At 52.3% G+C, this 20,500-nt stretch carries 16 protein-coding genes and 1 pseudogene; 4 read left to right on the top strand and 13 right to left on the bottom strand.

What is annotated here, in order from left to right; genetic code table 11:
* Positions 1-93 precede the first annotated feature (93 nt).
* Positions 94-3,231 carry a DEAD/DEAH box helicase gene (locus FCS97_RS15960; protein ID WP_212746505.1) on the bottom strand — a complete coding sequence of 1,046 codons (3,138 nt, stop codon included), beginning with the start codon at positions 3,229-3,231 and terminating at the stop codon, positions 94-96.
* A gap of 162 nt (positions 3,232-3,393) precedes the next feature.
* Here FCS97_RS15960 and FCS97_RS15955 point away from each other — a divergent pair, with 162 nt between their 5' ends.
* Together FCS97_RS15955 and FCS97_RS15950 are read left to right on the top strand one after the other, a co-directional pair.
* A complete protein-coding gene (locus FCS97_RS15955; protein WP_138519434.1) occupies positions 3,394-4,437 on the top strand; it encodes a hypothetical protein in 1,044 nt (347 codons plus the stop codon).
* A gap of 1 nt (position 4,438) precedes the next feature.
* On the top strand, positions 4,439-5,308 hold the full coding sequence (locus FCS97_RS15950; protein ID WP_138519433.1) for a hypothetical protein: 870 nt from the start codon (positions 4,439-4,441) through the stop codon (positions 5,306-5,308).
* Here FCS97_RS15950 and FCS97_RS15945 read toward each other — a convergent pair.
* From FCS97_RS15945 to FCS97_RS15920, 6 genes and pseudogenes are all read right to left on the bottom strand, one after another.
* Positions 5,289-5,771, bottom strand: a complete 483-nt coding sequence (locus FCS97_RS15945; RefSeq protein WP_138519432.1) for an Hcp family type VI secretion system effector — start codon at positions 5,769-5,771, stop codon at positions 5,289-5,291. The genes FCS97_RS15950 and FCS97_RS15945 overlap by 20 nt on opposite strands.
* Before the next feature lie 169 nt (positions 5,772-5,940).
* On the bottom strand, positions 5,941-7,146 hold the full coding sequence (locus FCS97_RS15940) for a ribonucleotide-diphosphate reductase subunit beta (protein ID WP_138519431.1): 1,206 nt from the start codon (positions 7,144-7,146) through the stop codon (positions 5,941-5,943).
* Positions 7,147-7,260: 114 nt separating this feature from the next.
* Positions 7,261-10,092: pseudogene (locus tag FCS97_RS15935) on the bottom strand (ribonucleoside-diphosphate reductase subunit alpha); the annotation flags it as partial.
* 319 nt (positions 10,093-10,411) lie between these two features.
* Positions 10,412-10,975: a 1,6-anhydro-N-acetylmuramyl-L-alanine amidase AmpD gene (ampD, locus tag FCS97_RS15930; RefSeq protein WP_138519429.1), complete on the bottom strand. Its 564-nt coding sequence runs from the start codon at positions 10,973-10,975 to the stop codon at positions 10,412-10,414.
* 17 nt (positions 10,976-10,992) lie between these two features.
* Positions 10,993-11,250 carry a PP0621 family protein gene (locus tag FCS97_RS15925; RefSeq protein ID WP_138519428.1) on the bottom strand — a complete coding sequence of 86 codons (258 nt, stop codon included), beginning with the start codon at positions 11,248-11,250 and terminating at the stop codon, positions 10,993-10,995.
* A complete protein-coding gene (locus tag FCS97_RS15920) occupies positions 11,250-12,089 on the bottom strand; it encodes a cytochrome C assembly family protein (protein WP_138519427.1) in 840 nt (279 codons plus the stop codon). Before FCS97_RS15920 ends, FCS97_RS15925 begins: the two co-directional genes overlap by 1 nt.
* 47 nt (positions 12,090-12,136) lie before the next feature.
* On the opposite strand from FCS97_RS15920, the gene ffh reads away from it, so the two are divergent.
* The gene (gene ffh / locus FCS97_RS15915) at positions 12,137-13,534 is read left to right on the top strand and encodes a signal recognition particle protein (RefSeq protein ID WP_138519426.1); all 1,398 of its coding nucleotides are present in this window, start codon (positions 12,137-12,139) and stop codon (positions 13,532-13,534) included.
* A 532-nt stretch (positions 13,535-14,066) separates the two neighbouring features.
* Here ffh and FCS97_RS15910 read toward each other — a convergent pair.
* The gene (locus tag FCS97_RS15910) at positions 14,067-14,678 is read right to left on the bottom strand and encodes a transglycosylase SLT domain-containing protein (RefSeq protein ID WP_246066403.1); all 612 of its coding nucleotides are present in this window, start codon (positions 14,676-14,678) and stop codon (positions 14,067-14,069) included.
* Positions 14,679-14,721: 43 nt separating this feature from the next.
* Positions 14,722-16,482, bottom strand: coding sequence for a proline--tRNA ligase (locus tag FCS97_RS15905; protein WP_138519425.1), 1,761 nt, complete (start codon positions 16,480-16,482; stop codon positions 14,722-14,724).
* A gap of 140 nt (positions 16,483-16,622) precedes the next feature.
* Between FCS97_RS15905 and FCS97_RS15900 the strand changes: the two genes are divergently transcribed.
* On the top strand, positions 16,623-17,183 hold the full coding sequence (locus FCS97_RS15900; protein ID WP_138519424.1) for an RNA pyrophosphohydrolase: 561 nt from the start codon (positions 16,623-16,625) through the stop codon (positions 17,181-17,183).
* A 31-nt stretch (positions 17,184-17,214) separates the two neighbouring features.
* On the opposite strand, the gene FCS97_RS15895 is transcribed toward FCS97_RS15900, so the two are convergent.
* The 4 genes from FCS97_RS15895 to proB form a co-directional block, all read right to left on the bottom strand.
* Positions 17,215-17,847: a hypothetical protein gene (locus tag FCS97_RS15895; RefSeq protein ID WP_138519423.1), complete on the bottom strand. Its 633-nt coding sequence runs from the start codon at positions 17,845-17,847 to the stop codon at positions 17,215-17,217.
* Positions 17,844-18,404, bottom strand: a complete 561-nt coding sequence (locus tag FCS97_RS15890; RefSeq protein ID WP_138519422.1) for a pesticin C-terminus-like muramidase — start codon at positions 18,402-18,404, stop codon at positions 17,844-17,846. The genes FCS97_RS15895 and FCS97_RS15890 overlap by 4 nt, the downstream gene beginning before the upstream one ends.
* Positions 18,405-18,487: 83 nt before the next feature.
* Entirely contained in the window at positions 18,488-19,345 is an 858-nt protein-coding gene (locus FCS97_RS15885) for an alpha/beta fold hydrolase (RefSeq protein WP_138519421.1), read from the bottom strand.
* 31 nt (positions 19,346-19,376) lie between these two features.
* Positions 19,377-20,498, bottom strand: a complete 1,122-nt coding sequence (proB, locus tag FCS97_RS15880) for a glutamate 5-kinase (protein WP_138519420.1) — start codon at positions 20,496-20,498, stop codon at positions 19,377-19,379.
* Positions 20,499-20,500 lie beyond the last annotated feature (2 nt).

The following is a 20,500-nucleotide window of genomic DNA, read 5'->3' as shown; positions in this document are numbered from 1 at the left end:
ATTAATAGTTATCTTTGTATAGTAATGAAACACAATCATTTGTTAGAAACTTTTGCAGCGTCAAAAATTAGACCATCGTCTTCTATGACCTCTTCAAACATCCCCAATCACACTGAACTGCCTGAAAATATTTCCGCCCATTGGCAAGTCCAGTTCCCATATCACGGTCATTGGCCCACACCCTTCCGCGCTCTTTAATCGTACTGGCCCCAGTGCTTTAAAAGGCTCACCTTTTTTCACGCGTACAAACAACTGAAAACGCCAGCCATTTGTTGCACTTTCCAAATAGCGTTTTCCCACGGTGGTGTGTGGCCCGGCGCTGTTTTGCGTTTGCCACTTGAACAGGGTTTGGCTAATGGCGCAGTCAGTGTAAGCAATGCTTTCATGAAAGCCTTCCGTTTTGTCTAGCGTGACAAAAAACACTTCCAGCTTTTGTTCTTTCAAACTCAACACACCCGCAGTTACAGGGGCTTGCCGTTCGGGCGTATACCAACCCACCGCCAACGCAACTTCTGTCGATGTGTAACTGGCATGCAAGCAAAGTGTTGTGTGCTCTAGCCCTGGCACAGGGCGTTTCAACAAGCGGCAATGCGATTCCAAAACCTGTTGCACAGCATGCAGTTCATCAACAGCCCTTTCACTGTTCAACCATCCTTCAGCCCACTGCATGGGTGTCGCTTGGTCTGGAGTGCGCTTTTCCATCATGAAATACAAGTATCGGGCCCACGCCTTCAACTCTGCTTGGTCTTTAACACAAAGGGCGCGCAAGGCATCAATTCGTACCGGGTCGTCGAAGTGAATAAGCTGCGACAACTTAGTGCTTACGCGTTCTTCTGCAGCCGTTAATGGCGAATTCAACAAGCCAGCGGCATCCAGTAAACTCAGCCAGCCTGAATTGCTTCCACCACGGAATACATCGCTCAAAGCCAAGTCATATTCATTCAAGAAACTCGGCAACGAAAACCTATCCCTGTTCAGGTTTTTAAATGCAGTTACTTCACGAATCAGAATATTCCAGCGCTGACCTATCAGCGTTTGCAGTTGTGCAAGCACTTGGGCTTTGGTTTTCTTCTGAAGAAACAAATGGCAACCACTTGGCAGGGTAGGAAAACCCTGCTCAAAGCCCTCTTTCAACTGCTTTCTACCCAAACCAGTAATGCCGCTTAGCAAGCGGTCGAAACGAAAGTCACGTGCATGTTGCCCCACGAAATCGAGCACCAGGCAGCTTTGCTTGCCTTCAAACAAACGCAAGCCGCGGCCAATTTGCTGTTGAAATACCACAGGACTTTGAGTAGGCCTTAATAAAATCAGCGTGTCCACAAAGGGTAAGTCAACACCTTCGTTGTACAGGTCAACTGCAACGATCGCGGCAAGTTCGCCGTTTTGTAACTTGCCAGGTGCGGCATGCGCTACGCTTTTGTCCATTTGTGAATGCACAGCCAGCGCCTTTACCCCATGGTCATTTAAAAACCCGGCAATGAAATTGGCATGGGCAATTGACACACAAAAAACCAACGCTTTGCAGACAGCCGGGTTGTCGGTCAACCTGCCCCATTCCCGTAGCATGGCGCGGGCGCGCATGGTGTTGCCATCAACCAGTGCCGCAATTTGTGTGGCCTCGTCCACAGAATTCCAGTTCACGCTGCTGAAATCGGTTTCATCATCGCAGCCGTAGTATTCAAACGGGCACAGTAGTTGAAGTTCCAGCGCATGCCACAGCCTCAGTTCTGCGGCTGGTGAGCCATCGGGCCGGGCGTCGAAATACGTGGTAATAGCCTGCCCATCGGCACGTTCGGGTGTGGCGGTTAAGCCAAGCAGCACCATAGGCTGAACTGAATTCACAAAACTGGAAAACGATTGCGCTGCAATGTGGTGGCATTCATCCACCACCACCATGGCCCAATGGTTAGCTCCCAGTTTCTCAACCAGCTTGCGTGAATTCACACTGTTAATCACTGCGAACAAATGTTCATGGCTTTGTGGCTCATGTCCATCACCCAGCAATTCACCAAACTGTGAATTGCCCAACACTTGCTGAAATGTGCGCTGCGCTTGCCGCAAAATTTGAATTCGGTGCGCCACAAACAACAAACGCGGCAGGCCTTTCTGTTCTCGTGCAAAGCGCCGGTAGTCCAGCGCAGCCATGACAGTTTTTCCAGTGCCAGTTGCAGCCACCAATAAATTTTTGTTTCGGCCATGTTGACGCTCAAATGCCAGCTGATCCAGAATTTCAAGTTGAAAAGGTTTTGCGCTTACTTCCAGAAAACCCAGTGAAGGCAGTGGCGCAAAATCCCGCCCGCTTTCTTGCTTCAGCGCAGCCAGCAAGGCCTGTTGATGCACATCTTGTGTGGGGTCGTAGGTTTGAAATTCGCTGTCTTCCCACAGGGTTTCAAAGTTGGCGCATGCCCGCTCGTACAAAGCGGCCTGCTCTCTTTGCGAAAACTTCACTGTCCACTCCAGCCCGCCTGTCATTGCAGCAGCAGACAGGTTGGCACTGCCTACATAGGCCGTTCCAAAACCTGTATGGCGGTGAAACATCCACACCTTTGCATGCAGGCGTGTGCGGCGCCCATCAAGGGAAATTTTAACTTCACAACCGGGCAACACAGCCAATTCATCGAGCGCTTTTTTCTCGGTGGCGGCCATGTAGGTAGTGGTTAAAATTCGAATGGTGCTGCGCTGCTGGCCTTGTGCGTCACGAGCAGTAATCATTTCCAGAATGTCGCGAATTTTTCGAAGACCGGACATGGTGATGAAGCTGACCAGAATGTCCAACCGGTCGCAACTGCCCATCTCAGCACGCAGTTCATTGAGCAGCGAAGGCATTCCCCTGCCCGCTGTGAACAACCACGGATGCAATAAACCAGTTTGGGGCAAAATGGGTTCCACAGTTGAGTCGCCCAACCAGCGCAACACCTCAACCTGCTGCGGTACTTGATCCCTGTTTTGAAGAAAGCGCAGTAGGTCGTTGATCAATTCAACTTGAGTAGTTGTTTTTTCTGCGCCTTCGCCTGCCAACGATTCAAACGAATCCCGAAGTTTTCGCGATAACAAATCAATCAGGTAATACGAAAGGGCTTCCGGATCTTTGTTGAGTGACGCTTGAAAAGCGCGGCGACCTTGCAGCTCAGTCTGTATTGCATTTGTAATCAGCAAATCGTAAGGTCCGTTTTTCAAGCGAAAATCCTCATTCAGTTCTTTGTACCGTTTTACCAGGTTGACGGTTTGCACACCAGACTCAAAAACAGGGATACGAGTCCAGGCCTTTCGTTTCGCTGAATTCAGCCTGACGCGGCTTATCCCCCTCGTCGAACAGAAAGACGTCTTGATTTCTCCCCCTTAGGGCCTTTCCCCCATACTGCGGCTTGTCTTGTTTACCCCGCACGTAACTTCATGAACACCCAAGCCCGCACATTTCACGAAGACCACCTGAAGCGCAAAGCCCAATCGCTGCAACTTGCTTACACCCGAGCGCTGAATAGCCACGACGGTTCAGCGCCGCTTTACCTGCATCAGGAAATGGACTTTCTGGGTCACTTCGAGCCCGATGCTCAAGTAAGCCTGGCCATGGTGCCCGAGGTCATGCAGCAAGACCCTGTGGCAGGCATCATGTTGATGACCGCCCAGCTGAATACACAGCAAACCAGCGCCTTGGTCACCGCATTTGAAAAAGGTACATTCAACGCTGCCCTGCTTGGTCAGTTGTTCGGGGCGACCAACTTGCCCGGTAACCTGGCCAATTTGATTGAAGCTGCTGCCAAAGCTCGCTTCACCACAAAAATGAAAACCGAGTTGAGATCTGTGCTTGCGAGTGGGAAATCGCGCACCGTGAAACTGGGCAATGGTGTGGAATTGAAAGCCGTGGGCCTTAAAAGCCCAAACCAGTTTGGCAAACACGCCGATGTGCTTATTCGCGTTCGTCAAACCAACGCAAAACAAATTACATTGCTGGAGAAAAACCAGTTTCAGCAAATCAGCAAAAACATGAGCACCAAGTCCCTGGGGCCTGCCGCATTCAAACATGACAAAGTACTTAGCTTGAGCAGACAGGCTGCTGATGAAATGTGGGAGTTGCGCAGGCTTACAGGGGCGCCCTGGCTAAGCTCAATCAAAGTGGGCGGTGTTCTAAGCTTCGGCCCAACGTTAGTCAGCGATGTCATTAACAACTACAACCACAATGCCCGGTTGGACCAGCGATTCAACTTCAGGCAGTTTGGAGTTGATTCGGCCACAAACCAAACAGGAAACCTGATTTCCATGGCGGGTGGAGCAACAGCCATGGCGTTGGCTGTATTTATAGCGCCAGCGGCTGTGGCAGGGGCCCCGCTTGTACTGTTGGGGTTATTTGGTTCTGTGGTTGCCGGTGTTGCCTATAACCTTTCTGGGACTGACAAACAGGTAAACAAAGCGGCAAAAGACGCATTAGGGGTTAAGTAACGTGTTTACCGGTCGAGTAACTCGCAATCAGTTTTTTATATCCATCTTGCTATTTAGCTCACTTCTTTGGCTTGCCTTGGCATTCCCAATACGCCATGTGCTCGGCTACTCCTGGGGAGTTCTTGCTGCTGGCTTTCCGATAGTGCTGATTTTTTACTCAGGTTGGGCTTATCACTTTCTATTTAGATCAAGCCTATCCCCGAGGGTATACATCGTCGAATCGCTAATTGGAATTGCCACTTACACACCATTTACCATGCAACCCGATCTGTTGTTTGCTACAGCGGATTCATTGACTGCGATACAAAACATCCCGACATTTTTCAATTCAACCTTTGCGGTGATGGTGTTGCTGATCAGTTTTTTTTGGGCATCCCGTAGCGCCAGCCAACACACTCCGAAGGTTGGAAGTAGCAGCAGCTCTGAAGCATCTTGGCTTACACTGGATTTGGATCTGGATGAACACACTTATCTGTCGCCGCCTGGCATGAAACGACTCACCCCTTTGTTTATCGCTTTCTCAGCCCTCGGTGGCGCACTATTATTGCTTGCACTCATGGATGTTGGCGAGGTAAACAGCGACACACAGAAGGCTCTTATTGTCAGAACGTGCTCTATGGCAATCACGATTATTATCTATTCACTATTGGGTGCTTCATTGGCAGAGGCTCTCTGTCTGATTAAAATTGAAAAACACCAAGCCAAAGGACCACTCCGGGTGTATGACTTCGATGAGCGCCTTAAATGGCGCCACGACTACGTGAAGTACCACCTCCCCGCACCAATCCGCAAACTGAACCTGCGCTTGTTCAATCAACACGTGGAGGCGTATGAACGCCTCCAGAAGCAAATTAAATCTTCACGCACTTAATGCAATTGAACCCAGCGGTGACGGCAGCGCCACCCGTGCCATCGCCGTTCTGCGGTTTGTATTCTTCCGTGTATTCCGTGAAGGCAAAGGTGACTACTTCAAGGTCACCGTCATCACCAGCACCCAGCGAAATATCAATGTCGCTCACAATCACGTCTTTGAAAGTAATGCGCAAGTATTCCAAAGGCACAAGGCCAGACTTCCTTTTGGTCAACACCATGGTGTCGTACAACTGACCCACACAGGTTTGCGCATGCAGTGTTGGAGAAGCCCTGTCTACCCGCTTTTCCACGCGCAGCGATTTCACCTCCGCACGCCCCGCGGGAGCCATCACACCACCATTCGCCCCCACCGCCACTTGCATGCCCCAGCGAGCACTCAGCAACTCCATTTCGCCCGCATGCTTCAAGTCAACCGACTCACCTTTCACATTGCCCAATTTCAAAAACAGATCTGCTGGCATGGTGCCCCCAACTCCTAAAATTTAAAGAATCAGGAAGTGTAGTCAGCCAACGATAGAGGGTAGAAATTTACATTTCCGTCACCCACTCAGGGTGATACTTGAACTGCTCAATAAAAAAGCAGCCCGAAGGCTGCTTTCTTTGACATCACTGCATGTATAACCGAGAAAATTAATCCCAGCTCAACGCACCACCGGTTTGGTACTCAGTCACACGGCGCTCGAAGAAGTTGGTTTCTTTCTTCAAGTCCATCATTTCGCTCATCCATGGGAATGGGTTGGTCGCGCCTTCGTACAAGGTGCCCAAGCCAATCTGGTTGGAACGGCGGTTGCAAATAAACTTCATGTATTCCATAAACTGGGCTGAATTCAAACCCAACACGCCACGGGGCATGGTGTCTACGGCATACGCGTGTTCAAGTTCAACAGCCTTGCGGAACATGGCCTTGATTTCTTCCTTGAATTCAGGGGTCCACAGGTGTGGGTTTTCCAGCTTCACGGTGTTGATCAAGTCGATACCGAATGTGCAATGTGCCGATTCGTCGCGCAAAATGTACTGGAACTGCTCAGCAGCACCAATCATCTTGTTCTGGCGACCCAGCGCCAGAATTTGCACAAAGCCCACGTAGAAGAACATGCCTTCCATAATGCAGGCAAAAGCGATCAGGCTTTTCAGCAATGTTTGGTCTGCTTCCAGCGTGCCGGTTTTAAATGAAGGATCGGTCAACACATCAATGAAAGGCAACAAGAAATCGTCTTTGGCCTTGATGCAGGAAATCTCGTTGTAAGCGTTGAAGGTTTCCGCTTCAGGAATACCCAGGCTTTCCACGATGTACTGATAAGCATGGGTGTGAATGGCTTCATCAAACGCCTGGCGCAGCAAGAACTGGCGGCACTCGGGCGCTGTAATGTGACGGTAGGTACCCAGCACAATGTTGTTGGCAGCCAGTGAATCGGCTGTTACAAAAAAGCCCAGGTTGCGCTTCACAATAAGGCGCTCGTCTTCTGTCAAACCGTTGGGGTCTTTCCAAAGCGCGATGTCGCGATCCATGTTGATTTCTTGCGGCATCCAATGGTTGGCGCACTGGCTGAGGTACTTTTCCCAAGCCCACTTGTACTTGAACGGCACAAGCTGGTTCACGTCGGTTGTGCCGTTGATCACGCGCTTGTCGGCTGCATTCACGCGGCCGGCTTTGCCACCTTCAGCTGCGGGTTGCTGCACCACTGGGCGCGCAGCTTGCTGGTACAAGCCTTGGCTGGCTGGCGCGGCAAAGCCAGAGGCCACAGAACCCATGGCTGGCGCAGTGGGCATGGCGGGCTTGGCAGCAGTTGCTGATTTGCCCATAGCTGCATCAAATTCATCGTCCCAAGACAGCATATTTTCTAACTCCTTAACAATACACTGTATAAACTCACAGTGTCATTATGTTCATTTTTATGGTGTTGGGCAAGTCTTGGTAACCTGCCCAACTGCTGATTAGTCATCAGTGCCTTATTGGCACGCCTCGCACTCGTCAAAACCTGCATCGCCTGGGCGCATGGTGCACACTTTGCCTTCAACCTCCTGCTCTGGCAGGTTAGGCACCAAGCCAGTGGCCGGGGCCGAAGTAAACGCTGCCGAGGCACCGCCTTCTGCATTCACGGAATTCAACTCACCACCGGACAAAGTTGACTTCTCTGCGTGCGTGGCACCAATCGTGCGCAGGTAATACGTGGTTTTCAAACCGCGCAACCAAGCCAGCTTGTACGTATCGTCCAAACGCTTGCCGCTAACGCCGGCCATGTAAATGTTCAAGCTTTGGCCTTGGTCAATCCATTTCTGGCGACGGGCTGCTGCTTCAACCAACCAGCGTGGGTCCATTTCAAACGCAGTGGCGTACAGGCGCTTCAGGTCTTCCGGAATGCGGTCGATCTTCATCACTGAACCGTCGAAGTATTTCAGGTCGGAAATCATCACTTCGTCCCAAATGCCCAGGCGCTTCAAATCGCGCACCAGGTGTTCGTTCACGATGGTGAATTCACCGCTCAAGTTCGACTTTACATACAGGTTCTGGAATGTGGGCTCAATGGAAGCCGCCACACCAATAATGTTTGAAATGGTTGCAGTGGGCGCAATCGCCACGCAGTTGGAGTTACGCATGCCGTGCTTCTTGATGCGTGCACGCAGTGCGTCCCAATCCATGCGGCTGGAAGTATCCACCTCAACATAACCACCGCGCTCTTCTTCCAGCAGCTTCAGTGAATCCAAAGGCATGATGCCTTTGTCCCACAGCGAACCCTTGAAGGTGCTGTAAGCACCGCGCTCAGCAGCCAATTCTGTAGATGCTTCGTAAGCGTAGTAGCAAATGGCTTCCATGCTTTCATCGGCAAACTCAACTGCATCGCGTGACGCATAGGGCTTGCGCATCATGTGCAAGGCATCCTGGAAACCCATCATGCCCATGCCCACGGGGCGGTGACGCAGGTTGGAATTGCGCGCTTTGGCCACAGCGTAGTAGTTGATGTCGATCACGTTGTCCAGCATGCGCATGGCCACGCCCACGGTTTTCTGCAGCTTTTCGTGGTCCAGCACCAGCTCGCCGTTGTCGGCGGGCTTCAAGTGGCGCGTCAGGTTCACAGAACCCAAGTTACACACCGCAATTTCGTTCTCGTTGGTGTTCAGTGTAATTTCTGTACACAGGTTCGACGAGTGCACCACACCCACGTGTTGCTGGGGGCTGCGAATGTTGCAAGGGTCTTTGAACGTAATCCATGGGTGGCCGGTTTCAAACAGCATGGAGAGAATTTTTCTCCACAGCTTGGCCGCTTCCACGGTTTTGAACAACTTCAAATCACCACGTGCGGCTTTTTCTTCGTAACCCACATAGGCTTTCTCGAAGGCCTTGCCGTACAGGTCGTGCAAATCGGGGCAGTCGGATGGGCTGAACAGGGTCCAGTTGCCACCTTCCATCACACGCTTCATGAACAAGTCGGGAATCCAGTTCGCGGTGTTCATGTCGTGTGTGCGGCGGCGGTCATCGCCCGTGTTCTTGCGCAGCTCCAAAAATTCTTCAATGTCCAGGTGCCAGGTTTCCAGGTAGGCACACACGGCGCCTTTGCGCTTGCCACCCTGGTTTACGGCCACTGCCGTGTCGTTCACCACTTTCAGGAATGGCACCACACCTTGCGATTTGCCATTGGTGCCCTTGATGTGGCTGCCCAAGGCGCGCACGGGGGTCCAGTCGTTGCCCAAACCACCGGCAAACTTCGACAGCAATGCGTTTTCCTTGATGCCTTCATAGATGTCATCCAAGTCGTCACCAATGGTGGTGAGGTAGCAGGAAGACAGCTGCGAACGGATGGTGCCGCTGTTGAACAGCGTGGGCGTAGAGCTCATGAAGTCGAATGTCGACAACACTTCATAGAACTCAATAGCACGGGCTTCACGGTCCACTTCATTCAGTGCCAGGCCCATGGCCACACGCATGTAAAACGCCTGTGGCATTTCAATGCGGGTGCCTTCCACGTGCAGGAAGTAGCGGTCGTACAATGTTTGCAGGCCCAGGTAATCGAACTGCAAATCGCGTTCGTACTTCAGGGCAGCACCCAACTTCTTCATGTCGAACTGGGCCAAGCGGTTGTCCAGCAAGCCGGCGGCAATGCCCTTCTTGATGAATTGCGGGAAGTACTCGGGGTACACCTGCGCCATTTCATCTTGCGCAATTTCGCGGCCAATAATTTCGCGGCGAATAGTGTGCAGCAACAAGCGCGAGGTAACCAGTGTGTAACTGGGCTCATTCTCGATCATGGCCCGTGAAGCCAAAATGGCCGACTTGAACACTTCGTCGATTTTCACGCCGTCGTACAGGTTCTTCAGGGTTTCTTTCTGAAGGTGTGCAACATCAATTTCGTTCAGGCCAACCGCTGCACTTTCAATCAGCGCTTTCAGCGCTTCCACATCGAGTGGGCGCTTGATGTCGCCATCAATCACGTTCAGTGCGTGTTGTTCAGCTTGCTCAACTTGCTTGGCTGCACGTTCCTGTGCGCGGCGCTCGCGGTACAACACGTAGGCGCGGGCCACTTCGGCTTCGCCGGAACGCATCAAAGCCAGTTCAACCTGGTCCTGAATGTCTTCAATGTGGAAAATGCCACCGGAAGGTTGGCGGCGCACCAGCGCGTTCACCACGCCGCTGGTCATCTGTTCAACCAACTCGCGAATGCGGGCGGAGGCAGCACCTTGGCCACCATTCACAGCCAAAAAGGCTTTTGTCATGGCCACAGCAATTTTGCTGGGCTCGAAACCAACCACGGCACCATTTCGGCGAATAATTTTGTAGTTCGAGTACGCGCTGTCGACCACAGGCGCTGCATTTGCAGGCTTGGAGGCAGTCGTCGGAAAGTTTGTCGCCAAATCAGTGGATTCCTGGCTGGTTAGCATGCATCTTTCTCCTGGAATGAGCTTTTCTTGAGGGTTTGTTTTTGTAGTGGGGCAAAACCGGCAACCACTATATCTTGTGTTTTGTATGTGGCTTGAAACTAATTGTAGTGGTCGAAACCCGATTTGGCAAACACTTTCTTATCCCCAACTTGTGCACAGAGTTATCCACTGTGAACAACTTGTGGACAAGCTCTGGATAAGCGCAGTGCAACAAAAAAACGGCCTTTTAAAGGCCGTCAATCTGAAGTTCGTAGGTGTTTGATTTGCGTAGACCTTTCCAGTCGAAGAAGGGTCCCGGATCGGTTTTTCGGGTGGGGGCTATCTCGCTGTGCGCCATTGCATATCTCAGTGGATAACGTGCTTGCAACTCCAAAACCAGGCGTTTCAGGCTGGCGCACTGCACCCCCTCGAAAGGGGTATAAATATCGCCCAGCAATTCAATGCCAATTGAAAAATGATTGAAATTGCTGCGGTCCATGGCGGCGGAAATTCCGGCATGCCAGGCCCGTTTTTCACACGACACGAATTGGGTGACAGCGCCGTCCCGGTCAATCAGAAAATGCGAGGAAACATGCAAACCGATTAATTCTGCAAACGAGGGGTGGGCGTGACAATCAAGCCGATTCAAAAACAGGTCGGTAATTAAAGAGGGATCTCGCCCGCGCTCGGGCAGGCTGATGCAATGAACCACCAAAGTATCAACCACTGTGCCCATCGGGCGAGCATCCTGATTGGGGCTTTGCAGGCGGTGTACCCAGTCTTTTTCAATCCAGCCTTCGTCCAGCCACATGGCATGCCCCTTCTGTGTCAGTGCACTTTTTCGCCAGCCGCCTTGGCATGCTCCATGCCGCAATAAAAACGACCCTGCATCATCACGCCTTCCGACATGGGGCTGTAAGCGCCACAATGTTGGCAAGGCATGATCTCTTCCTGCTTTTTACGGCCAAGATTGCCTTTTTGTTGAGTGTTCACACTGGGTTTTTCACCCAATTGTTTGCGCTGCCAGCTTTTGAAAAGAATCCAGGCCACCAATGCCAGGCCCAGGAAAAACAGAATACGACCCATCAAACTGCCCTTTTCAAAATAAATTCCAGCACAAACTGGGTGCCGAAGTACGCAAGTACCAACACGGCATAACTGCCCAAACACCAGCGCAAAGCAACCTTGCCGCGCCAGCCAAACACCACACGCCCGCCCAGCAACACGGCAAATGAGCACCACGAAATAATGGCAAACAGGGTTTTGTGATCAAAACGCCAGCTGCTGCCGCTCCATTCTTCAGAGAACAGAAAGCCAGTGGCCAAAGTCAGCGAGAGCAACACAAAGCCGGCCCACAGTTGTCGAAACAGAATCGACTCCATGGTGAGCAAGGAAGGCAACTGATCCAGCAGGCGCTCACGCACCATGCGGTTTTCTTGCGTGGTGGCCACAGGTTGGTGCAAGGCCTTTTCCTGAAAGGCCATCACAATACCGTGGGCCGCAGCAATGCCCAACAAGCTGTAGGCAGCAAGCGCGATGAGCAGGTGCAGCTGAAACAAATGGTCGCCCGCCATGCGAATTGCAGCGTCTTCACCCATCCACAAGGGCAGCAAGAAAACAAGCGCGCAAAACGGAAACACAATTAATTCAAGCAAAGGCACCCGGTTGAAAAAACTTTCAACAAAGGCCACCAGTGAGGCCAACCAGGCCACGCACATCAAACCCAGCACAAAACCGAAGTGCATGCCATCGGTTTGAAACAACAGGGAGCCCAACAAATAGCCCGACACCAGCAAGGCCAAAGCCACCAACGCACGGTTTAACCCGGCCGGTGCGGACCATTTGCCGAAAACGTTCAGCGCCGCCAATCCACCGGAGGCAGACAGCAGGGGCACTGCGAGCGCGTACAATATTGTGTTGTTCATACCAATCAGTTTACTCGATTCATAGCACGAGTCAGGGGCACCACACGATGTTTGAAAACCTCTCCGATCGCCTAACGCGCGTTGTCAAAAATATCAAAGGCGAAGCCCGCATTACCGAGGCCAATACGCAGGAAATGTTGCGTGAGGTTCGCCTTGCGCTGCTGGAAGCCGACGTGGCCCTGCCCGTGGTCAAAGAGTTTATCAACCAGGTGAAAGAACAGGCGCTTGGCGAAGAGGTATTGAACAGCCTGACCCCCGGCCAGGCTTTGGTGGGCATTGTTCACAAGCAGTTGATCAAGCTGATTGGCGAAAAAACCGAAGAAATCAACCTGGCCGCCCAGCCACCAGTGGTCATTTTGATGGCGGGTTTGCAAGGTGCGGGTAAAACCACCACCACCGGTAAACTGGCCAAGTACCTGAAAGACAACCTGAAAAAGAAGGTACTCACTGTATCTGCCGACGTGTACCGCCCCGCCGCGATTGAGCAGCTGAAAACGGTCAGCGCGCAGGCAGGCGCCGAGTTTTTCCCCTCCGACATCACTCAAAAGCCAGTCGATATCGCACTGGCTGCGCTAAACCACGCCAAACGCCAGTTCTTTGATGTGCTTATTCTGGACACGGCAGGCCGCTTGGGCATTGACGAAGCCATGATGAATGAAATCAAGGCCTTGCATGCTGCGGTGAGCCCCACTGAAACCCTCTTCGTGATTGACGCCATGTTGGGTCAAGACGCCGCCAACACCGCCAAAGCCTTTAACGAGGCATTGCCGCTTACCGGTGTGGTTTTAACGAAAATGGATGGTGACGCACGCGGTGGTGCTGCATTGTCGGTTCGACAAATCACCGGTAAACCCATCAAATTCATGGGTGTGGGCGAAAAGCTCACCGGCTTTGAGAAATTCCACCCCGACCGCGTGGCGGGCCGAATTCTGGGCATGGGCGACATTGTGTCCTTGGTGGAAGAGGCAAAAAAAGGCATTGACCAGCAAGAAGCGGAAAAGCTGGCCAAGAAGCTTAAAAGCGGAAAAGCGTTCGACCTGAACGACTTTTTGGCGCAAATCAGCCAAATGCGCAACATGGGCGGCCTGCAAGGCTTGATGGACAAGTTGCCCAGCCAATTGATGAAAGGCGCCGGTGATGTAGACGCCACCGCCGCAGAAAAACAGATGAAGCGCACCGAAGCCATTATTTTTTCCATGACCATTCAGGAACGCACCAAGCCCGACATTTTGAAGGCCTCGCGTAAACGTCGAATTGCCGCTGGAGCGGGCGTGCAGGTTCAGGAAGTGAACCGCTTGCTCAAGCAGTTTGAGCAAATGCGCGACATGATGAAAAGCATGCAGAAAGGCGGGCTGGCCAAGCTCATGAAAAAAATGGGTGGTGGCGGCAAAGGTGGCTTTCCTGGTGGCGGCATGCCGCCGGGTGGTGGATTTCCGGGCATGTAGCCAAAGCGGGCTCAAGCTCAATCAGCTCGGGCTATTGTTGGCTAAACCGCTAGTTAACTGCCCAATCGGCTTGGGTTCCGATCTCTCGCCTGAAAACCTGATCCTCCCTTTTTGAGATTCACCCTGACTCACCTCGCTCGGCAAAAGGGCGGGCCGAGTCTCGCTGCCGGCCGATGGCCGACCGTGGCGGTTGAATTCAAACGGGCAGGTTTTCTTGAAGGCGAGGCGATCGAAACACCGCCGCCGATTGGGCTGTTGCACCAGTCGTGACGCTGAGCTGAACTTGCAAGTGGCAGCGCACGGGAAGTTTTAAGCCAACTCGGCAGTGGGATTGCTTGGGACGCACTTCAAGAAAACCGCCCCGTTTGAGTTTATTAGAAGCGTTCGGCGTTACGCCGACACCGAGACTCGGCCATGTTTTTTGCCGAGCGAGGTGAGCAAGAATAAATTCAAAAAGGGATCAAGCGGTTTTCAGTGCGACACGAGCAACCCACGCCGAGTTGACAGAAACTGCAGCGTTGACCCTTCAAATTCAGCCCTTCGGCACCGGCTTCGACGGTTCAACATAGCTGTAGCCCCAATTGCGGTCCAGCCGGTCATACACCAAATTCGGATAGGTCATTTTCCCAAGGCTGCCGTTGTAGCGCCCCAGCGCCCGGTCCAGATTGCCTTTCTCAATGTCCAGGTAATGTCGCAAAATAAGGCAGCCGTAGCGAATATTCACGCGGGGTTCAAACAATTCCCGAGAACTTCCCCGCGACAATACCTCGGTCCAAAACGGCATCACCTGCATCAAGCCGATCGCCCCAGCATGGCTAACCGCATCGGCACGGAAGTTACTTTCCACTTCGATCAAGGCGAAAATAATTTGGGGGTCAATGCCCACGCGCTGCGCTTCATAGCGAATGATCTTGATAAGTTCAGTGCGCTCAGCAAAATCGGGCACCCGACGCGCCAGGCGGCGCGACATCTCGGCCATCCAGTCAATGCGGTGGCCTACCGACTCAAAAATTGGACGGGGTGCAGCGGGCGCATTCAAAGCCGTGCGAAGCGCCAGCCGAACATGATCGGCCATGGGTTCGTATTGCTGGCTTGCGAACACAGGCATGCCAATCACAGCCAGTACGGCGACAAGTGCCGCCATGGCCATCACCCGGCAGGCCTGAATGGCCGACCGGGCAGCGGAATTACAAACTGACTTGCCTGTTGGCAAGCTCAACGCGCAACTGCTCAAAAATTTCCCCAACTTCGACATCGCGTTTTTCCACCTTGCCATCGCGAGATTGAAACTCCACTTTGCCTTCTTTCAAGCCGCGGTCACCCAAAGTAACCCGCAGCGGCACACCAATCAACTCCCAATCCGCAAACATCACGCCCGGGCGTTCATCGCGATCGTCCAGCATTACATCGACACCTGCGTTTTTCAATTGCTGGTAAAGCTTGTCGGCCTCGGCCTTTACTTCTTCACTTTTCTTGTAACCAATTGGGCACAACACCACTTCAAATGGAGCAATGCTCAATGGCCAGATAATGCCGCGATCATCAAAGTTCTGCTCAATGGCAGCACCCAAAATACGGGTAACACCAATACCGTAACAACCCATTTCAATCACTGCGGGTTTGCCGTTTTCTTCCAGGAACTTGGCTTGCAAAGCCTCGGAATACTTGGTGCCCAAGTAAAACACATGGCCCACTTCAATGCCACGGCACATGGCCAACACACCTTTGCCATCAGGCGACACATCGCCCTCTACCACGTTGCGAATGTCAGCCACTTCAGGCTCGGGCAAATCGCGGCCCCAGTTCACACCTGCGTAGTGATAGTCTGCTGCGTTGGCGCCGCACACAAAATCACCCATGGCGGCTACGCTGCGGTCAGCCACCACGCGCACCTCGTTGCTCAGGCCCACTGGCCCAAGGTAGCCAGGTTTGGTGCCAAAGGCAGCCTCGATTTCTGCTTCGGTGGCCAAGCGCAGCTCTTGAACACCAGCCAGCTTACCCAGCTTGATGTCGTTCACTTCGTGATCGCCACGCACCAGGGCCAATATAATTTGTACCTTCTTGATTACTTTGGTTTCATCTTTCTCATCGTATTCATTGGCAAACACCACGCTTTTCACCGTGGCCGCCAAAGGCAAGCCAAGCTGGGCAGCCACCGCTTCGCAAGTGGAATTGCCAGGTGTATGCACTTTTTCCATGGCCTTGCCGGCTGCAGGGCGTTGGGCCGTACACACGGCCTCGGCCAACTCCACGTTGGCGGCGTAATCCGAATTTGGGCAGTACGCAATCGCATCTTCGCCAGTGTCGGCAATCACATGAAACTCATGGCTGCGGTTGCCACCAATCGAGCCAGTATCGGCATTGACAGCCCGGAAGTTCAAACCCAGGCGGGTGAAAATTCGGCGGTAGGCGTCGTACATTACATCGTAGGTTTTCAGGGCGGCTTCTTGGGTACGGTCGAATGAATAAGCGTCTTTCATCACGAATTCGCGACCACGCATCACGCCAAAACGTGGGCGAATTTCATCGCGAAACTTGGTCTGGATTTGATACAGGTTCAACGGCAGCTGGCGATAGCTTTTCACTTCCTTGCGCACCACATCAGTAATCACCTCTTCGTGCGTGGGGCCGATCACGTAATCGCGGTCGTGGCGGTCTTTCATGCGCAGCAGCTCGGGGCCGTACTTTTCCCATCGGCCGCTTTCTTGCCAAAGCTCGGCAGGTTGTACAGCCGGCATTAACAATTCCAGAGCACCCGCACGGTTCATTTCCTCACGAACAATGTTTTCAACCTTGCGGATGGAACGCAGGCCCACAGGCATGTAGGTGTAAATGCCACCGGCCAAACGCTTGATCATGCCTGCCCGCATCATCAATTGGTGGCTGATGACTTCTGCGTCGGAAGGGGCCTCTTTCAGGGTATTCAAAAAAAACTGGGTGGCGCGCATTTGCAAAAAACTCGTGAGTAATGAATTGGTTAGAACTGCGATTGTACTTTTATCCGCCCGCAGCGCGGATACCCTAGGTGTACAAACGCAGGCTGGTGCTTATAATGACTGTGAATTGTAAAGAAATCTGCGGGGCGCGTATGCTTGATAAAGAAGGCTACCGTCCCAACGTCGGCATTATTTTGACCAATTCCCGAAAGCAGGTCTTTTGGGGTAAGCGAATTCGTGAACATTCCTGGCAATTTCCGCAGGGCGGGATTAAACATGGTGAATCGCCTGAACAAGCCATGTACCGGGAACTCCACGAAGAAGTTGGCTTGTTGCCAGAACATGTTGAAATTATAGGAAGAACCAGGAATTGGCTGCGGTACACCGTGCCCGATCACTGGATTCGACGGGAATGGCGGGGAAGCTACAAAGGCCAGAAACAAATCTGGTTTTTGCTGAAATTGGTTGGACGGGATTGTGATGTAAGCCTGCGGGCCACTGAGCACCCGGAATTTGATGCCTGGCGTTGGAACGAGTATTGGGTTCCACTTGAAAACGTCATTGATTTCAAAAGGGAAGTGTACAAACAAGCATTGGGAGAGTTGGCCAAGCTGCTGTTTTCCAGAAATGACCCAAGGCGACTGCCAAGGGGCGACCACTGGGAACCTGCCGTGAAAGCCGAGGAAACCCAAGAAAAACCTGAGTCGACATAAAAAAACGCGAACCACCTGGTTCGCGTTTTTTTTAATAATCGGCGATCCACATACTTCGGGACTCATCGAACATAAACCAGACTGGCGTGTAAGCACGATATGTCGCATCCAGTATCTCATCGATCACCCACACCCACATCCGCTTTGGTCTTTCCTTTTCCTGAACAAGCAAAACCGCATTCAGTACAAAGTTTCGACCCTCTCCTTGGAAACTACAGGTATTCACTCCCTCGATCGCCTCCTCGCCAAACAACTGGGTCAGCGTAGCGCCATCCGCTTCAATACGTGGTCGAAGGGAATGTACGAAACTACTCAAACTTAAAGTCGAACACAAAGACAGGTCTTCTTCAATCGGCTTATCCTCGAGCTTTGGTGGCCATGTGGCGGCCAGCTTCAACGCGTCACAAATTAAATAATGGGAGCGTGCAGAGTAGTTCTCGGCAGTCTCGCTAACCTCACCTTGTCGCTGAAAATACTCCTCACAATTACTTGCTGAAATCCCGTCCGAAAATTCGACTGGAGGCCGGGATATCAGTAATTCTTCAGATGAGTTTTGTACCTTCTCGCGCACTTCAGGATCAAGCCATAAATAGTCATTTGCGGTGGGGATGCCATTTGAGCACCCAACAAGCGCGAGCAAAAAAGACAGCAGAAGAGTTCTCAAAGCGCCCCCTCCATCAAGTCAGCCTCTTTATTCCTTCTCGTTGGATATTGATCCTGAAAGTTTCGAAGTATTTTGACAGCGGCTTTCCAATCCTGCCCAACAACAGAGGCCCAAAACTTTGGAGCCGACCGGGCCAATTCCAAACCATACTGAAAAGATACTGAGGTAATCACCGTTTGAAACTCGGGCTTTAAGTCTTCAAATTTCACAGCGCTACTTGAAATCGCGTTGTTGTACCTGTTGGCAAGCTGCACCAGATAATGGGTTTTAACCACCTGATCAATAAATAAACATTCGGTTGTCGAAATATTTAAAGGAACTTTTTCAAGTTTCTTTGCAGCATCATGCCTTGTTAAACCCAGATAAGGTGACAACTTTTTGAACAAAGTCCCTTGAATACCTAGACGACGCAGATCATCTTCGTTACGTGCGCCCAAATCAAAGCCTGTCGCAACGGTTACCCCACTTTTACTTTTTTCCAAATCAGGTATGTACCCACCGGTTCTGCACCCGCCCTCTAATTTGGAAAGAAATGCGTAATCCACCTCATATGACATGGCTACCCCTCGAGAAAAAGCGAAGCGTATCAACAGGGATCACACAGAGCAAAAACCACTATTCTGAGTTAATCACAACCAGGCTAGTGCACAAGCAACGGCTTCAAAACCGCCAACACCGCCGGCGCATCTTCAAGATGTGGATAGTGTCCCAAACCAGCAAGCCGAATGGTTTGCTTGCCGGGCACCAACTCTTCAAACCGTTGCACCATGTGCTCGCCAGAAATGGGGTCTTCAACGCCATCGATCAAGGTGAAAGGCATGTCAGCCTTCTGCAAAGCCTGCACCCATCGGTCGCGATTCTCGCGCCGCTCGCGCATGTACTGAATCAACAGGTGCATGCACAAATTGCCTTTTTTGTGGGCCATTAGGGTCCAGGCAGCGTCAATGTCTGCGTCGCTCAAACCGGCGGAGCACACACTGCGCAAGCTGGCAGCCAACTTTTCTTTTTTCATCAGCCGGGTAAACACAAAACCCAGCGGGCTTAGCAACAACTTCTGTACCAGAATGGCACGGTGGGTTTCCGGGAAAAGCCCGCCATTGAACATCACCACACGCTCAAGCTTGAACCCCAGCTTGCCTTCTGCATGACGAGCCAGAATTTCCTGCCCCACGGTGTCGCCTACATCGTGAGTGATCATCGTGCATGCTGTAATGCCTTTGCTTTTGAGCAAGGCCTCTGCAATGTCGGCTTGATTAAATATGGAATGCTGCCAGGTACGGGGCTTGTCGGAATAGCCATAGCCCAGCATGTCAAAGGCAATCAAGCGGTGCGATTCAGCCAGTTCTGGCCACATCAAATGGAAGTCGTAGCTGGCAGTTGGAAAGCCATGAATCAGCAGCAGCACTGGTTTGTTGGCCACGCCGGTGTCTTGCACAAAGATGGAGTGACCTTTCCAGTCAAAAAACTGCCCGCTGTTTCTCCACATCGTCAGTTCCATCAGCCCACTCCTCTTTGGCAAATTGTGTGTGTCAGGCCAATACCACCATGTTGTCGCGGTGAATCAGCTCAGGTTCGTCCAGATAACCAAGGATGGACTCTATCGCGCTGGTCGGTTGCTTGGCAATTTTTTTGACCTCAGCCGCGGCATAATTTACGAGGCCGCGCGCCACTTCCTCGCCTTCTGGGCTTAAGCAGGCCACAACATCGCCACGCTGAAAATTGCCTTGGCAACCGGTTACACCAATGGGCAGCAAGCTGCCTTTTTTCTTGCGCAAGGCCTCGGCAGCACCGGCATCCAGCAACAGCGAACCTTTCAATTTCAAATGGTCGGCCATCCATTGCTTTCGCGCCGCCAAGCGACCCAAGGGCGCTTTTAGGTAGGTGCCTACAGGCTCGCCGTTCATCAGACGCACCAGCACATTGGGCTCATGGCCGCTGGCAATCACCGTGGCTGCGCCGCTGCGCGCAGCGCGCTTGGCCGCGAGAATTTTGGTGATCATGCCGCCGGTGCCTACACTGCTGCCAGCACCGCCCGCCATTTTTTCAAGTTCCGGATTGCCTGCAGTTTCTTCATGAATGAACTTTGCGTCAGGACGTTTCCGAGGGTCTGAATCGAATAGGCCCACCTGGTCGGTCAAAATCACCAATGTGTCCGCCTCCACCAGGTTGGTGACCAGTGCACCCAAGGTGTCGTTGTCGCCGAATCGAATTTCGTCGGTGACCACGGTGTCGTTTTCATTGATGATGGGTACCACTTTGTGACCCAACAGGGAGTACAGGGTGGACCGCGCATTCAGGTAACGCTCGCGGTCGGCCAAATCAGCATGGGTCAACAGCACCTGCGCACACACCAGGCCATGTTCGGCGAAGCCAATTTCATAGGCGTGCACCAAACCCATTTGCCCCACCGCCGCAGCGGCTTGAAGCTCATGAATTTCGCGCGGGCGCTTGGCCCACTTCAAACGTTTCAGGCCCTCAGCAATTGCGCCTGAGGAAACCAGCACCACTTCGCAGCCCTGGTGGGTTAATTCAGCAATTTGCGCTGCCCAGGAACGAATGGACTCCATGTCAACGCCCTTGCCACCCTTGGTCACAAGCGAGCTGCCTACTTTCACCACTACACGTTGATTTGCCAGAGATTTCCCTGCCACGG

It is taken from the genome of Limnobacter alexandrii (genome assembly GCF_005871185.1).
In the GTDB taxonomy this organism is placed as follows: domain Bacteria; phylum Pseudomonadota; class Gammaproteobacteria; order Burkholderiales; family Burkholderiaceae_B; genus Limnobacter; species Limnobacter alexandrii.
This window is presented reverse-complemented; position numbering and strand designations above follow the sequence as displayed.

Bases quoted from the DNA above. Each gene is read 5' to 3' on its own strand.
- FCS97_RS15955 (WP_138519434.1), top strand. From the start codon at position 3,394: ATGAACACCCAAGCCCGCACATTTCACGAAGACCACCTGAAGCGCAAA.
- FCS97_RS15945 (WP_138519432.1), bottom strand. From the start codon at position 5,771: ATGCCAGCAGATCTGTTTTTGAAATTGGGCAATGTGAAAGGTGAGTCG.
- FCS97_RS15940 (WP_138519431.1), bottom strand. From the start codon at position 7,146: ATGCTGTCTTGGGACGATGAATTTGATGCAGCTATGGGCAAATCAGCA.
- ampD (WP_138519429.1), bottom strand. From the start codon at position 10,975: ATGTGGCTGGACGAAGGCTGGATTGAAAAAGACTGGGTACACCGCCTG.
- FCS97_RS15925 (WP_138519428.1), bottom strand. From the start codon at position 11,250: ATGGGTCGTATTCTGTTTTTCCTGGGCCTGGCATTGGTGGCCTGGATT.
- FCS97_RS15920 (WP_138519427.1), bottom strand. From the start codon at position 12,089: ATGAACAACACAATATTGTACGCGCTCGCAGTGCCCCTGCTGTCTGCC.
- ffh (WP_138519426.1), top strand. From the start codon at position 12,137: ATGTTTGAAAACCTCTCCGATCGCCTAACGCGCGTTGTCAAAAATATC.
- FCS97_RS15910 (WP_246066403.1), bottom strand. From the start codon at position 14,678: ATGGCGGCACTTGTCGCCGTACTGGCTGTGATTGGCATGCCTGTGTTC.
- FCS97_RS15905 (WP_138519425.1), bottom strand. From the start codon at position 16,482: ATGCGCGCCACCCAGTTTTTTTTGAATACCCTGAAAGAGGCCCCTTCC.
- FCS97_RS15900 (WP_138519424.1), top strand. From the start codon at position 16,623: ATGCTTGATAAAGAAGGCTACCGTCCCAACGTCGGCATTATTTTGACC.
- FCS97_RS15890 (WP_138519422.1), bottom strand. From the start codon at position 18,404: ATGTCATATGAGGTGGATTACGCATTTCTTTCCAAATTAGAGGGCGGG.
- FCS97_RS15885 (WP_138519421.1), bottom strand. From the start codon at position 19,345: ATGGAACTGACGATGTGGAGAAACAGCGGGCAGTTTTTTGACTGGAAA.